Genomic DNA, 15,027 nt, shown 5'->3' with positions numbered 1-15,027 from the left:
GTGTACGTCACGCTGCCGCCTGGCGTCGCCGAGGTGACGCCATCGGTCTTGGTGATCGACAGATCGGCGCTGGCGCCCAGCGTGTCGCTGTCGGTCGCGCTGTTGTTGCCCGGCGTGGGATCGCTGACGCCGCCGGGTGTTGCCACGGTGGCCGTGTTGCTGAGCGTGCCCGTCGCCGCGGCGGAAATGGTGCAGCTCGCGGTGTAGGTCACGCTGCCGCCGCTCGGCAGGTTCGTGGTGTCGTTGATGTTGCCACTGCCCGATGCGGTGCAGGTGCCGCCGCCGGCCCCGACACAGGTCCAGCTGCAGGTTTCGCTGGCCGGGAAGGTATCGGCGACGGTCGCGCCAGCTGCATTGCTGGGGCCTGCGTTCGATGCGGTGATCGTGTACGTCACGCTGCCGCCCGGTATCGCCGTGGTGACGCCATCGGTCTTGGTGATCGACAGATCGGCGCTCGCGCCCAGCGTGTCGCTGTCCGTGGCCGAGTTGTTGCCGGGTGTCGGATCGGTGACGCCAACCGGTGACGTCACGGTGGCGGTGTTCGACAACGTGCCCGTCGCCGCGGCGGAGATGGCGCAACTCGCGGTGTACGTGGTGCTGCCGCCGCTCGGCAGATTCGTGGTGTCGTTGATGTTGCCGCTGCCCGATGCGGTACAGGTGCCGCCGCCGGCTCCGGCGCAGGTCCAGGTGCAGGTTTGCGAGGCGGGGAAGGTATCGGCCACGGTGCTGCCGGGCGCGTTGCTGGGGCCGGCATTCGAGGCCGTGATGGTGTAGGTGACGCTGCCGCCCGGGGTGGCCGTGGTCACGCCGTCGGTCTTGGTGATGCCGAGGTTGGCGCTGGGCGTGAGGGTGTCGGTATCGGTGGCGCTGTCGTTGGCCGGGTTGGGGTCGCCGGCGATCGTCACCGTGGCGGTGTTGGACACGGTGCCGGTTGCCGCGGCATTGATGGCGCAGCTGGCGGTGTAGGTGGTGCTGGCACCAGCCGGCAGGTTCACGGTGTCGTTGATAGTGCCGCTACCGCTCGCGGTGCAGGTGCCGCCGCCCGCGCCGACGCAGGTCCAGGTGCAGGTTGCGATGGCGGGGAAGGTATCGGCCACCGTCGCGCCGGTGGCGGCGACGGCGCTCGGGTTAGAGGCCGTGATGGTGTAGGTGACGCTGCCGCCCGGTACGGCCGTGGTGACGCCGTCGGTATTGGTGATGGCAAGGTCCGGTACCGGCACGCTCACCGTCACGCAGCCGTTCGCGGTGACGCTCTGGCCGTCGGGGTTGGTAATTGTCACGTTCTGCAGGCCGCCGACGGGCGCGGTCACGTTGAGCGTGACCTGGGTGGGCGAGTTGAAGGTGACGCTGTTCACCGTGGCATTGCTCATCGTCGCCGTGATGTGGGCGAAGGGCTGCGCCGGCGCCGGCAGGTTGGCGCCGGGATCGTAGAAACCCGAGCCGCCGCTGCTGGTGGCGTTGATCACGATGTTGCCGGTGGGGCCGTTGAAGGCGATGGGTGAGCCCGAACAGGTGGGGGTCGCCGGTGCTGGCGCGGCAAGCCTGCCGACGCGGAGGGCCCAGCTGTCGAGAGCCTGGTTGTATTGCTGGAAGGTCCACACGGTCATGTCGTCGATGGGGTCGACGACGGTGGCCGAGGCCTCGCCCCAGGCGCGGCCGGTGGCGCCGCCCGGATCACTCGCCGGGTTGTAGTTGGCCGTGCTGGTGCCCAAGAGCGTGACGGCCGCGGTGGTGCCGAGCGTGTCGCCGGCCAGGCGGCTGGTGTAGGCCGGTGTCGCGCCGGACTGCGTGCCGGCCCGGGTGAATCCCATCACGGCATGGCCCTGGCCGGTGACGGTGGCCGTCGGAACGAAGTACTGGGCCGGATTGGTGGCGGCGTTGTCGAAGATGGTGCCCGATTCCACCAGGCTGGGCGTGGTGCTGAGGTTCTGCAGTTCATACCAGCGCACCGCTACGCGGTTGCCCGCTGCGGTGCTGGCCACGCCCGCCGTGTTGACGCGGAAGTTGTGCGCCGTCCACAGGCGGCCGTTGCGCACGACGGCGGTGCCAAGACGGTCGTCGAGCGCATTGAGCTGGCCGTTGGCGCCGCCGGTATTGCCCAGGTGCGGCACGCGGGCAGGGAAGGTGGTGGTCGGCACCGTCAGCGAGAGGTTGGCCGAGATGGTCGGCGTTGCGCTGCCGGGGTTGCTCACGCGACGCAGCATGAGGGTGCTGAAGGTGGCGTTGTCCACGCCGATGAAATAACCCTCGGTGGCGCCGGGATCGACGTTGTCGACGCCGCGCGGCGCGAAGGGTCCCACACCGGTGCCGCCACTCACGAGATTGGCAAAGGCCGTTACCGTTATCGGCCCGGTGCCGAGGATCGAGCTTTTCCGCACCACGTAGCCGTTGGTGCCGGCGAGGGAACCCGCCGGAGTGAACATGTTCGCGCCGACGTAGAGCGCGTTGACGTCCACGCCCAGCGACAGCTGGGCCGCGATGGTGGCCGCGTCTGCGGGGAAGCTGAAGAAGGTCCACACCGTGCCGGCGGCGATCGTGCCGCTGCTGGCTGCGTCGCTTACGGCCAGCAGCACCCGGTTCGGCGCGCGTGCGGAACAGTCGGCAACGGTGCAGGGGGCGTCCAGCGCGGCGAGGATCCAGCGCGCGGTGAAGCGGTCGTAGCGCACGTTCGGTGTGTTGGCGGAATTCGCCAACACGCCTCCCCCCAGCGGGGTCATCGCCGCGGCGAAGAAGCTGGCGAGCGGGGTATCCAGCACGCCATCGGCCACGCCGGCGCGGCTGTAGGTGCGCAGGCGGCCGTTGCTCGCGACCACCACCTGGGTGGGACCGGCGGCGCCGGAAGGATTGGCCAGCGTCGAGCCCGTGGCAGCGAGATCGAGGCTGTCGAAAGCGCTCGCCGTGGTGTGGAGTGCTGGTACGGCGCCGTTCGACGTGGCGTGCGTCACGGGCGCCGGCCACTGCGAGATCGCGCTGGCATCGACGGCCGCGGCGCGGCTTGGGCGGGCGCCCGGCAGAAGCGGCAACGTCTGCGGCCGAACGGGTGCATTGGCGGCGTTTGCCATCAACTGCGCGGAGGTTTCACTGGCACTCGTCGCGCCCGCGAGGCGGGTTCCCGCGATATCGGCGGCAGGCACCGCGAACGGCGTGAAGGCAAAGCAGAAGGACAGGGCGCGCAGAGCGGCCCAGGTGCGGCAGTTCATCGGTGGTTCCCCTGTGCGTCGAGCTACGACGGCGCCGGCTGGCGGCGCGGGCGATGCTCTTTCAGGAAACGCGATCGGTCAAGCTTTGCGAGGCACGATAGGAACGGTCAGTACATTGCGCTAATTGCGGGTGATAGTGCTGCCCATCCCTCCTTCTCGGCGGGTCGCCGGCAGGAGGTGGCAGCGCTGCGAAAGACGCGGTGTAGCGAAGCGGGCGAAATAGCGAAGGACACCGGCAACGCTCCCGCGCCCTGATCGCTGCATGAGCGCTTTGCGGGCCTCGCCAAGGGCCGACTGCCGGCTATTCGGTTGCAAGGAAGCGCTCGACGATCACCGGCAGCATGGGCTCGACGGCGAGCGTGTAGTGGTTGGTGTTGGGCACGATGGCAAACTGGTTTGCGGACCGCAGCGAGCCATCGATCCCGGCATCGCGCTGGCCGCCGCCCAGCGCTTTCCAGAACTCGACCATGTGTTCGGGCCGGATGGAGTCAGCGTCGGCGAAGACCAGCAGTGTGCGAGCCTGAATCGTGGCGACGTCGGCGCTCCAGTCAAAGGGGCGTTTGGTCAGGTCACCGACCTTGCTGAAGAGGTTGATCCAATCGACATCGGGATAGGCCTGCCCTAACGGTGATGCCTTGACGCTGCCGCCGAGCATGGCGGCCTTGGACTCCAGCTGATTGAGGGCTGCGACCACCTCTGGATAAGAGCCGTCGTGCGCCATTCTCGCGGCCACGAGCACGAGCCGGTCGACCACGTCCGGGTGGCGGATAGCGGTCTGCAGCGCGACGCTGGCGCCGAGCGAGTAGCCCATTACGTCGGCCTTGCCGAGATTCAGATGGCCGATCAGGGCGGCAACGTCGTCGCCCAGCGTTTCACTGCGCAGTGGCCTGTCGCTGTCGGGCGTGCGCCCATGTGCCTGGAGATGTACGGCGATCACCTGCCGGCGCTTGGCCAGTTCGGCCAGATTGCTGCCGAAGCTGTCGGGGCTGATGCCCCCATGCAGAAGAATGAGCGGCTTGCCGGTGCCGTGCACGCTGTAAAAGACAGGCTGGCCATTGACGTTGGCAACGTTCGCAGTCGACATGGCGGATCTCCGTTCGTCTGTTGTGCTGGGGCAAGTATGGGGTTCAGCCGAGATACGTGTAAAAATGCCCCACAGAGTCCGTAAACCCTCGCTATTTCATGAGGTTGCCGGGAAAAAGTTTTCGTGACAATCGGGGGCTGCGTCGGATCATCGCCGCGCTAGCGTGTAAGCGGATGGGCGCAAGCCGAACTCTAGCAATGCCCGCTACTCGGTCAACGAACGATCCGGCCGCGCCCCGGCCGCTCGAACGCGGCGGTCCCCCTAATACTCCACGCGTAGCCACGCAAAAATGCTCCACGGCTGCTTTCGACCGAAGCGGGCCGTAGCAATTCGCATGATTCATGCAACAGTAGCATTAGTCCTATACGACTAATGCTATTTATCTATGCAATCGCACGATCTATGGTGCTCTAGTCGACTCATCAACGATGAGCCACAGGGAGCATTCTCATGACCAGAACCTTATTGGGACTCGCGGTATGTGCCGCTACCCCCTTCGCCGAGACTGGTGAAGGAGCTATGCAGAAGATCGCGCTCGCTGGCACCCAAGCGTCGGTCGCCGGAAGTGCAGATAACTTCACCGGACGCGTTCGTGTCGATCCTCTGTTCCCGGCCACCAACGAACTCCAGGCATCAAGTGCCTACGTCACCTTTGAACCCGGTGCGCGTTCGGCTTGGCACACGCACCCCGCTGGGCAACGGCTCGTCGTGGTGTCCGGTGTTGGCCTGACCCAGGAATGGGGCAAGCCTGTGCAGGAAATCCGTCCTGGCGATGTGGTTGTGTGCCCGCCTGGCGTCAAACACTGGCACGGGGCAGCGCCGACGACCGCAATGACCCATTTGGCCGTCAGCGGTGTGCTGAACGGAAAGACCGTGGAATGGATGGAGAAGGTGACCGATGCCCATTACAGCGCACGCTAGGGTTCGCCATTCAGGCGCGTTGATGCTGAGTTTGGGCTTGGCGCTCGCGCCGAGCCACGCCGCCGCCCAGAGCGCCGTGGAGCCGAAAGCGATGACTTCCACACAACCCGTTTCCGAGACACTCTCGGCCAAGCAACAGGCCATCCCATTGATTGCCGTCGCCATGGCGACCAGCGACATGCCCAACCTCAACGCGGCCCTGAACCAAGGCTTGGACGCGGGGATGACCGTTAGCGAGGCCAAGGAAATACTGGTGCATCTTTACGCGTATGCCGGCTTCCCACGCAGCCTCAACGCGCTGGGCGAACTGCTGAAGGTAGTCGAATCACGCAAGGCGCGCGGTATCAAGGATGCGCCGGGGCGCGAGCCGAGCCGTGTCGTCGCGACTGGCGAGGAACTGATCGCAGTTGGCACGGCCAACCAGACGAAGATTTCCGGCGGGCCGGTCAAGAACGCGGTGACGGACTTCGCACCTGCCATCAACCAGTTCCTGCAGGCGCACCTGTTCGGCGATATTTTCGAGCGCGACAACCTCGATTGGCAGAGCCGTGAGCTCGCCACGGTTGGCGCCTTGGCCGCCGCACCGGGCCTAGAAGCGCAGCTGCGTTCGCACTTGGCCGCCAGCCTGCGGGTGGGCCTGAGCGCGGCACAGCTGCGCCAAGTCGTCCGAGTCCTGGCCGAGCACGGAAACAAAGACGCTGCAGAGCGCGCGAACGCGGCACTCACGCAGGCGCTTGCCGCTGCATCGGGGAGCGGATCATGAACCTCACCAAGGCCCTGCTGACGCTCATGACGCTGACCTCGCTGACCGCCTGCACAACCATTCCCGATGCCTCCAACCATGCAGGCCTCCTGGTCATCCAGGAACAAGGCAGCTTCGCCGTCGGCGGAAAAGTCGTGAGCACGCCCGGCACCTACGACAACAATCACCCGACCGCCGCAGGACAGACACTCCACGGCGATCACCTCTACGCCTTCTATCAGGTTCCGCAAAACTCCAGGCCGCTGCCCATCGTCATGTTGCATGGCGCGTATCAGTCAGCGCGCAGCTGGGAAACCACGTCGGATGGCCGTGAAGGCTTCCAGACCATCTTTCTACGCCGCGGCTTTCCGGTCTATCTCGTCGATCAGCCGCGTCGCGGCCGCGCGGGCAACAGCACGGTAGAGGCGAAGATCGAGCCAACACCTTTCGATCAGCTGTTCTTCGATCAATTCCGACTCGGCAAATGGCCGAGCTACTTCGACAACGTCCAGTTCGACCGCAAGCCAGAGACGCTGGATCAGTTCTTCCGCTCGGTCACTCCGAACACCGGCCCCTACGACGCCGGCGTGATCTCCAACGCCATGGCCGCGCTGTTCGACAGGACGGGCCCCGGCATTCTGTTCTCGCATTCACAGGCAGGCGGACCGGGCTGGTTGGCGGCCATCAAGAGTCAGAACGTCAAGGGAATCGTCGCACTCGAACCGGGCAGTGGATTCATCTTTCCGGAAGGCGAATTGCCCCCGGCGATGCCGAGTGCTGCCGGCGCTTTGTCGCCCGAGTCGGTATCGCTGGCGGAGTTCAAGAAGCTCACCCGCATCCCGATCGTTATCTACTACGGCGATAACTTCCCGACCGAACCGACCACCGAGCGTGGGCAAGACAACTGGCGCGTGCGTCTGGCCATGGCCAAGCGTTGGGTAGATGCCATCAACAAGCATGGTGGCGACGCGCAGCTCGTGCACCTACCGGAGATTGGTATTCGGGGCAACACGCACTTTCTGATGTCGGACCTCAACAACGTCCAGATCGCCGATTTGGTGTCGAGATTTCTCGCAGAGAAGCATCTGGACTGACACGTCCGGTGCATGCATCTGCGCAGGCAAAAGGAGTCGTACATGAGCAATGAAGTCGCCTACAAAACCCGACACGGGCTCCTCGGAGCCGCCGTGCTCGCGCTTTCTTTTGCCGTCATGGGAGTCTCCGCAATGCCCACCACTGCTGCCGCAGCCACCCTCGACGACAAAAAGAATCCGTTCACGCTGGTCTATGAAAACGCGATCACGAAGAACGAGCCGGGCAAGCTCAACATCCACCCGGTCAACTACGAACTCAATGGCCTGAAGATCGTTGCCAACGTCTATACGCCGGCAAACTATGATCCGAAGAAGAAATATGCAGCGATCGTGGTGGCTCACCCCAATGGCGGGGTAAAAGAACAAACTGCGGGATTGCATGCCCAGCGCCTGGCCGAACTGGGCTACATCACCATCGCGATGGATGCCGCGTATCAGGGCGGCAGTGGCGGCGAGCCGCGCAGCACGGACAAGCCGCAGTTCCGCATCGAGGACATCCACGGCGCGGCCGACTTTATCACCCACTACCCGGGTGTCGATGCTGAGAGGCTCGGGCTGCTCGGCATTTGCGGCGGTGGCGGCTACTCGTTGTCCGCGGCGAAATCCGACAAGCGCTTCAAAGCGGTGGCGACGCTGAGCATGTTCAATTCCGGGCGCGTTCGCCGCAACGGCTTTGCGGATTCGCAATTGAACACGATCCAACAACGCCTCAAGCAGGCCACGGACGCACGCGCGCAGGAAAAGGCCGGCGGAAAGATTCTCTATGCCGGCGACGCCAACATGACCGACGAGCAGATAGCCGCGTTGCCGTTCGAGATGTACCGACAGGGTTACGAGTACTACTGGCGCACCCACGCGCATCCCGGCTCGACCTTCAAGTACACCAGCAGCAGCTTGCTCGACCTGATGCGCTGGGATGCCACTGACCAGATCGAACTGATCGAACAGCCCCTGCTGATGATTGCTGGCAGCAAGGCCGACAGCCTGTACATGACCGAAGAGGCCTTCGCCAAAGCCTCCGGCGCCAAGGACAAGGAGCTGTTCAAGATCGAAGGTGCCACGCACATCGAAACCTACTGGGTCGACAATTACGTGAACGCCACCATCGGCAAGCTGACGTCGTTCTACGCGCGAACCCTGTGATCCAAGAGCGACATCCGGATGCTGACGTTCCAACGCTCGACGAGGAGAGCGACATGGGTGACAACAACACCAATCGGGATCGCCGCCAATTGCTGAAAGGTGCGGTCGCGCTGGCTGCGGGGCCGCTGGTTGCCAGCGTGGTTACCGGCTGCACCGCAGCCAAGCGTGCGGCACCATCCGCCGCTGGCGCCACTGCTGCGGGCGGTGCCGCGAAAGCCGGCGAGCAGTCCCTGACCGATCGCCGCAGGCTTGGTTCGCTCGAAGTCTCCAGCGTCGGCCTGGGCGTGCAGAACATGCATCGCACCTACCAGACCACCGTGCCGTACCGGCCAGAGATGCTCAACATCATCCGCACCGCCTTTGATCGCGGTGTCACCTTCTTCGATTGCGCCGAAGCCTACGGTCCGCACGAGAACGAGCGCATCCTCGGCGAGGCGGTGGCCTCGTTCCGCGATAAGGTGGTGATCTGCAGCAAGTTCGGCTGGAACATCGATCAGGAAACCGGCGAACGCCGGCCGGGCCTGATCAGCCGGCCCGACCACATCAAGCGCGTCGTGGAAGGCATGCTCACGCGCCTGTGCACCGACCGCATCGACCTGCTGTACCAGCACCGGGTCGATCCGCAGGTGCCGATCGAGGATGTCGCCGGCGCGATCAAGGACCTTAAGGCGCAAGGCAAGGTGCTGCACTGGGGCCTGTCCGAAATGGGGTTGCAGACGCTGCGCCGTGCGCATGCGGAACTGCCCGTCACCGCAGTGCAGAGCGAGTATTCGATGCTGTGGCGCGGACCGGAGCAAGAAGTAATCCCGGTGTGCGCGGAACTGGGTATCGGATTCGTGCCGTGGAGCCCGCTGGGCGTTCAATTCCTCACCGGCGCCATTGATGAGAACACGCGGTTCGCCGATGGCGACATCCGCAAGGTCGAGGGCCGTTTCGCGCCAGAGAACTTGCCGCACAACGTGGCGCTGATACGTCTGGTTAAGACCTGGGCCGAACGCAAGAACACGATGCCCGCGCGGATCGCTCTGGCCTGGCTGCTGGCGCAGAAACCCTGGATTGTGCCAATCCCCGGCACCACGCAGATGGCACACATGCTCGACAACATCGGTGCGGCGGAGATCGTGTTCAGCGATGGCGAACTTCAGGAACTGAATGCCGCGCTTGTGGGAATCACGATCAAGGGCGAACGGCTGCCGCCGGCGGTGATGGCTTTCAGCGGCGTCGAAGCGCCCCTGAAATAGCGAGGGTGTTCGATTTTTGAGGTCGTTCGGCTTATCCCGAGTATCTGAGCGCGTCGCGGAATAACGTGAAAGCAGGCGAAGTCTGGCGCCGGCTCGGATAGTAGAGGTGGTAACCCGGGAAAGGTTCACACCAGTCCGACAGCACGCGAATCAAACGACCTTCTGCCACGTGTGTTTCAACCAGATCCTCTGGCATGTAGGCCAGGCCGAGCCCTTTCAGGGCGGCATCCAGACGCATCGCGATGTTGTTGAATACCAATTGCCCTTCCACGCGTACTTTGAGCTCCTGCCCTTTCTTCTCAAACTCCCAGGCATAGATGCCACCATAGGTCGGCAGGCGGATGGTGATGCAGTTGTGCCCGGTCAGGTCGTGCGGGGCTTTCGGGCGCAGATGTCGCTTGAAATAGTCCGGAGAGCCGACCACGGCCATGCGCATGGCAGGGCCGATACGCACCGCGATCATGTCCTTGGCGATCGATTCGCCGAGTCGCACGCCCGCGTCGAAATTCTCGGCCACGATGTCGGTTAGGCCGTAGTCCACGATGATTTCGATGTGGAGGTCGGGGTTCTCCGGCAGCAGCTTCTCCAGCACCGGCTGGAGGACCGAGATCGCCGCGTGCTCGCCGGCGGTGATGCGCAGCTTGCCTGCGGGCTTGTCGCGAAACTCATTGAGCAGCGCCAGTTCGGTGTTGATTTCTTCGAATCTGGGCGCGACCACGTTGAGCAGGCGTTCGCCTGCTTCGGTGGGTGACACGCTGCGGGTTGTGCGCGCCAACAGCCGGACGCCCAACCGCTCTTCCAGCTGACGCATGGACCGGCTCAAGGCCGGTTGCGAGATACCGAGCTTCGCGGCGGCACGAGTAAAGCTGCGCTCTCGGGCGACGATCGAAAAGATCGCGAGCTGGTCGTAGCTCTCAGTAGACATTTATGCGCCCTTGTTATCAACAAATTCCGATTATGCCACCTAGAGTCAGCGATGGATCGGGCCTAGATTGGGGACAACGGAGGACACAATGAAAACCCGACAACTCGGCAACAGCCAACTCAACGTTTCCGCAATCGGCCTGGGCTGCATGGGACTGAGCTACGGCTACGGGCCTGCGGTGGACCGCGCCGAGGGCATTGCGCTCATCCGCAGCGCCTTTCAGCGCGGCGTGACGTTCTTCGACACCGCCGAGGCGTACGGCCATCGCCCTATTTACCGAAGTACCGCGAGTGGGCTTTACAGGCGCGGGCGCGCGAAGCAGCAGCCGGTCATTAGCCGGTGCTCACCCGACAGGGCCTTCACCAACGGCCAGTCGCTCCGGATCAACAGACACCGCTTAAAGTTTCGCTGGCGATCTGGCGCCACGCAGCGTACAGTGCACGAACTGTGCTTGTTTGGTCACGGTGATTGCTTGAGCCCGGTTAGTCCGTGACCCCGCATCTCATTGTTCACATCTCAACCTTGCAGAGCAGTCGCTCGTACCGACGCGATGTCGATACATACCTAACTAGTGCAAGGAGTTTCACATGTCTGATCGTCAAACCGGAACCGTCAAGTGGTTCAATGATGCCAAGGGTTTCGGCTTCATTACCCCGGAGAGCGGCGCTGATCTTTTCGTACACTTCCGCGCAATCCAGGGCTCAGGCTTCAAGAGTCTGCAGGAAGGCCAGCGCGTGACCTTCGTCGCCGTGCAGGGCCAGAAAGGCATGCAGGCTGACCAGGTCCAGGCTGAATAAGAAGCTGGACACGTGGGGTCCCGGTGTAGCACGCCGGGACCGTCCGGTCTCGTTCAATGACTCGCCGATATTTTCGGCCCGGTCTTGCATGCATATCGGTCTGGCGCGCCTGACGGGAACTCCTGTTGTTGCTCACGCGCGTCGCAGCTCTGTCGAACCACCTGCAGCAACAAGGATCGTCCGGACAGGGCGCTCCGGCATGGATGCCAGTGCGGCGGGTGCAAGAGCAGCTCGGTGAGGCGTTAGCCCGAGCGGCATGATGGATTATCCGGAAGACGGCAGTTCAAGCTCGGCACAGTGTCCACGTGCCGTTGCAAGCAGCTGCGGTTCGAGCGCGTCTGGCAGGGCATGGCCCGCTGCCGCGTTGTCAAAAATGCACCGCGCCGAAGCGCCCGTGGACTGCGTCGCCTCCGGAGCGCTAGCGACACCGCGCAGGAAGGCATGATCGTAGTTGGCGTAGTACTACGCGACGAACCATGCAGGCGCCTTCTGCGCCCCTCAAGCGACGTTCCAGACTGCAGCTCCGCCCTTGTCTTCGTCGTGCCGGAGACGTTGCCGATCCACGGTGCGCTTGTGGTGACGGTCGTGCCGTCTTAGCCGTTGATGGCCTGGCCGCCGGCATCGGTGATGGCGTAGAAGCGGTTGTCGGCGCTCCCGGTCACGCCCGGCCTGCCCACCAATCCGCCAAGGTTGCTGCTGCCCATCACGCGTCCCGCGGCGGTGGCGAATGCCTTGCTGATGCGACCGCTGGCGCTGTGGGCGCCGACCAGGCGGCCGACGGCACCTTCCGCCGAGTAGCAAACAGAACCTTCAGACGCCCCCCAGCCATTAATGGGCTGGGTGCGGGCGAATCGATGCGGACGCGACTGTGCACCGGGTGGCTGAAAGCGTGTCGGGCCGCTGACGGGCTCGGCGGCGACAGGCATACCGTCGTCCGAAGCGCAAGGTTATTTGTGAACATGTGCCACTGGACCGGCGCGATTGAGCCCGGCGATGCGGGGCGTTCCGGGCGGCCGGCATGATTCACCGGGTATGCCCGATGCTGCGGCCTCCACCCGCGTCTATGATGATGCGGTTCGGCGGGGGCGCGAAAGCAGCGAGGCGATGTGGTGAAGAGTGTCGAATACTCATTCGGTGAGTTCCGCCTGAAGCTGGCGGAGCGCGAGTTGTGGCGACGCAGCGAGCGATTGGCCGTACCCCGTCTTGCCTTCGACTGCATGGTCTACCTGATCGAACATCGCGATCGCGCGGTCGGTCGTGACGAACTGGTCGCCGCGGTGTGGGGGCGCGCCGACACGTTCGACGGACACCTGAACCAGACCATCGTGCGTGCGCGCCGCGTGCTGGGCGACGGTGGTCAGGTGCAGCTGATGATCCGCACCATTCCGGGCTTCGGCTATCGCTGGGTGGGCGAGATCGACCGCGTCGCGGAGCAGGCTGTGCCCTCGATCGAAGCGATGCGGGCAGGCGATGCGACTGCCGACGTGCGCGCCGATACCCCGTTCGTTGCCGAACCCGAACCCGAGCCCGAAGCCATGGTACCGGCGTCCGGCGCCAGCGCCGCAGCGCGGCCCGGGAATTCGATTGTCCGGCGTTACGCAGTGCCGCTGCTGGCGCTGCTGGCGGTGCTGAGTCTCGCCATGCTGATCTACTTCGTGTCGCGCACGCCGCATGGCGTCGTGTCGCTGCCGCATGCCGTCGACGGCAATGCGATCGTCGTCCTGCCGATCACGGTGGATGGGCCTCGCGAATCGGGTTGGGTCGGACTCGGCGCGATGGACCTCGTCGCCGATCGGTTGCGCAGCGCAGACCTGCCGGTGCCGCCGAGCGAAACCGTGATGGCGGCGTTGCACGGGTCGGCCTCGCCACCGGCGGCGGCCGATCTGGACCGCATCCGGCAGACGCTGGGCGCCGGTGCGGTCGTGCAGGGCAAGGCCAGCTATTCGGCGCAAGGCTGGACGGTGCAGCTGGAAGCGAAAAACGCGTCCGGCATTCAGCAGCGTGCCGAAGCGCGGCGCGACGATGCGATCCAGGCAGCGCGCGCGGCCGCCGATCTTCTGCTGGCAAGTCTGGGGCGCAAACCGCCGGCCGGCGTGGATGCAACCGATGCTGTGCAGGACCGGCTGCAGCAGGCGCAGGCCGCGATGCTGACGAACCAGCTCGACCTGGCCCGCCGCATTCTGTCGGCGATTCCCGCCGATCCGAAAACCGCACCGGAGGTGCGGCTGCGCCTCGCCGACGTGGATTTTCATTCCGGCCGCCTGGACGAGGCAGCCGACGTGCTGGCGGCGTTGCTGGCCGACGCGAGTGTGCAGGCCGACAACCTGCGCCGCGGCCGCGTGCTCACCTTGCGCGGCAACGTGTACTTTCGCCGCTCCGCCTACGTCGAAGCCGCGCGGGATTTCGATGCCGCGATTGCCGATCTGCAAGTGTTGTCAGCGCCGCTCGACCTTGGCGACGCGCTGACTCGGCGCGGCGTCGTGCGCACCGCGTTGCGCGATTTCGACGGCGCATCCGCTGATTTCGGCCGCGCGCGGCTGCTGATGGAGCAGGCCGGCGACCGGCTGCGCATCGCGCATGTGGACGCCGGGTTCGGCCTGCTGCAGATCGAGCAGCGCCGGCTGGAACTGGCGCTGCCGTATTTCGATGCGGCGATCGACCAGTACGAAGCCTTCGGCATGGTCGAGCGCGTCGTCACGCTGCGCAACCTCCTCAACGACACCTATGCCGACTTGCTGCGCTGGCCCGAGGCGCTGGCCATCAGCGAACGCCAGGCCGAGCTGCGCGAACGGATCGGCGACCCGGGCCTCGCCCTGGTGATCGCCAATCGCCGCGGGCGACTCCTGATGGCGTTGGGCCGTTATCGCGAGGCCGGGGAGGTCGTGGCGGATGCGCGCAAGCGCTACGCCGGCGTCCGTCCGGAAGCGCGCCGATATCTGTACGACCTCGAAGCCGACCTGGCCTCGCGTCAGGGCGGTCGTCCGGAGACGGTGATCGACGCCGTCGACGACGCGCTGAAAACCTGGCCGCGCGATCCGTCCTACGACCGCTTTGCCTATCTGGTGCTGCTGCGCCAGCGCGCGATGATCGCGGCCGGGCGTGCTACCCCGGGCCAGTCCGCCGACTGGCTGCCGGCAGCCGATGCGCCTGGGGTCTCGCCGATCTTCATGATCGCCCGCGCGGAATGGGCGGCGTATCGCGGCGACGACGCCGAGGCGGAGCACCAGTTTGCGCAGGCGTTGAAAACCGCCGAAGCGAACGGCACGCCGGCACCGTTCGTCCAGGTCGCGACGGCCTACGTGGACTGGCTGCTCAAGCGCGGCCGGCTCGAACCGTCCACGGACCTCGCCGGGCGGGTTGCGGTCTGGGCGCGCCACGACTTCGACAGCGCGCTGCTGCGCGTGGCGGTGTTCCATGCCCTGGGACGCCGCGACAACTGGGCGACGGCACTGCAGCACGCTCAGGAACTGGCCGGCGAACGCACGATCCCGCCGGCACTGCGGGTTCCGCCGTCGCTGTAACCCTCCAGAAAACGCGCGCTGTCGCACGTTTCCCCGCCGTTGTCACTGCTTGTCACTCGATCGTCATCCGTTTCGGACGACTGCAACACGGTGGTCATCGCACAGTCCGGCGGCCCTGCCAGGACTTCCCGCCAACTCGCGGAATCGTTCCCGGCAGACACGGCACGCAAGGAGCGGGCGAGACGTCCGTTCCGCTGCGCGACCGGCCGACATCAAGAAACAGCCGCGAGGGGAGTTCGATGCGATACGTCAGTGATTCAAGCGATGAGGGCGGCGCGTGCGCCGTTCCGGTGGGTCGAAGCAGGGGACTCGCGCGGGCGCGCCGCGCCGGTGCGGCGGCAAGACGATGGGCCGGCAGC

11 protein-coding genes and 1 pseudogene are annotated in these 15,027 nt (G+C 65.2%); 8 read left to right on the top strand and 4 right to left on the bottom strand.

Features of this window, described 5'->3' with window-relative positions; translation table 11 throughout:
• Both DFR29_RS26815 and DFR29_RS26810 read right to left on the bottom strand, forming a co-directional pair.
• On the bottom strand, positions 1-2,945 hold a 2,945-nt coding region (locus DFR29_RS26815), incomplete at its 3' end, for a beta strand repeat-containing protein (protein ID WP_166654372.1).
• A 556-nt stretch (positions 2,946-3,501) separates the two neighbouring features.
• Positions 3,502-4,284: an alpha/beta fold hydrolase gene (locus DFR29_RS26810; protein WP_133821713.1), complete on the bottom strand. Its 783-nt coding sequence runs from the start codon at positions 4,282-4,284 to the stop codon at positions 3,502-3,504.
• Positions 4,285-4,734: 450 nt separating this feature from the next.
• On the opposite strand from DFR29_RS26810, the gene DFR29_RS26805 reads away from it, so the two are divergent.
• From DFR29_RS26805 to DFR29_RS26785, 5 genes are read left to right on the top strand one after another with little or no spacing between them, the layout of a single operon-like run.
• Positions 4,735-5,205 (top strand): (R)-mandelonitrile lyase, encoded by a 471-nt coding sequence (locus tag DFR29_RS26805; protein WP_133821712.1) that lies wholly within the window; start codon positions 4,735-4,737, stop codon positions 5,203-5,205.
• Positions 5,206-5,227: 22 nt separating this feature from the next.
• The gene (locus DFR29_RS26800; RefSeq protein ID WP_133821711.1) at positions 5,228-5,968 is read left to right on the top strand and encodes a carboxymuconolactone decarboxylase family protein; all 741 of its coding nucleotides are present in this window, start codon (positions 5,228-5,230) and stop codon (positions 5,966-5,968) included.
• Entirely contained in the window at positions 5,965-7,041 is a 1,077-nt protein-coding gene (locus DFR29_RS26795) for an alpha/beta hydrolase (protein WP_166654371.1), read from the top strand. The genes DFR29_RS26800 and DFR29_RS26795 overlap by 4 nt, the downstream gene beginning before the upstream one ends.
• A gap of 42 nt (positions 7,042-7,083) precedes the next feature.
• Positions 7,084-8,184 (top strand): alpha/beta hydrolase, encoded by a 1,101-nt coding sequence (locus DFR29_RS26790; RefSeq protein WP_133821710.1) that lies wholly within the window; start codon positions 7,084-7,086, stop codon positions 8,182-8,184.
• A 53-nt stretch (positions 8,185-8,237) separates the two neighbouring features.
• Complete coding sequence (locus DFR29_RS26785; protein ID WP_133821709.1) at positions 8,238-9,425, top strand: aldo/keto reductase; 1,188 nt, start codon at positions 8,238-8,240, stop codon at positions 9,423-9,425.
• Between the two features lie 31 nt (positions 9,426-9,456).
• Here DFR29_RS26785 and DFR29_RS26780 read toward each other — a convergent pair whose 3' ends face one another.
• Positions 9,457-10,350, bottom strand: a complete 894-nt coding sequence (locus DFR29_RS26780; RefSeq protein WP_133821708.1) for a LysR family transcriptional regulator — start codon at positions 10,348-10,350, stop codon at positions 9,457-9,459.
• Between the two features lie 88 nt (positions 10,351-10,438).
• Here DFR29_RS26780 and DFR29_RS26775 point away from each other — a divergent pair.
• A pseudogene (locus DFR29_RS26775) lies at positions 10,439-10,612 on the top strand (aldo/keto reductase); the annotation flags it as partial.
• A gap of 325 nt (positions 10,613-10,937) precedes the next feature.
• Positions 10,938-11,147 carry a cold-shock protein gene (locus DFR29_RS26770; protein WP_133821707.1) on the top strand — a complete coding sequence of 70 codons (210 nt, stop codon included), beginning with the start codon at positions 10,938-10,940 and terminating at the stop codon, positions 11,145-11,147.
• A gap of 593 nt (positions 11,148-11,740) precedes the next feature.
• On the opposite strand, the gene DFR29_RS26765 is transcribed toward DFR29_RS26770, so the two are convergent.
• Entirely contained in the window at positions 11,741-12,073 is a 333-nt protein-coding gene (locus DFR29_RS26765) for a hypothetical protein (protein WP_133821706.1), read from the bottom strand.
• 183 nt (positions 12,074-12,256) lie between these two features.
• Here DFR29_RS26765 and DFR29_RS26760 point away from each other — a divergent pair, with 183 nt between their 5' ends.
• Positions 12,257-14,668 (top strand): winged helix-turn-helix domain-containing protein, encoded by a 2,412-nt coding sequence (locus tag DFR29_RS26760; protein WP_133821705.1) that lies wholly within the window; start codon positions 12,257-12,259, stop codon positions 14,666-14,668.
• Positions 14,669-15,027 lie beyond the last annotated feature (359 nt).

Source organism: Tahibacter aquaticus (assembly GCF_004363655.1).
Taxonomy (GTDB): domain Bacteria; phylum Pseudomonadota; class Gammaproteobacteria; order Xanthomonadales; family Rhodanobacteraceae; genus Tahibacter; species Tahibacter aquaticus.
Note: the sequence above shows the minus strand (reverse complement) of the source record. Positions and strands in the feature narration are given on the sequence as shown.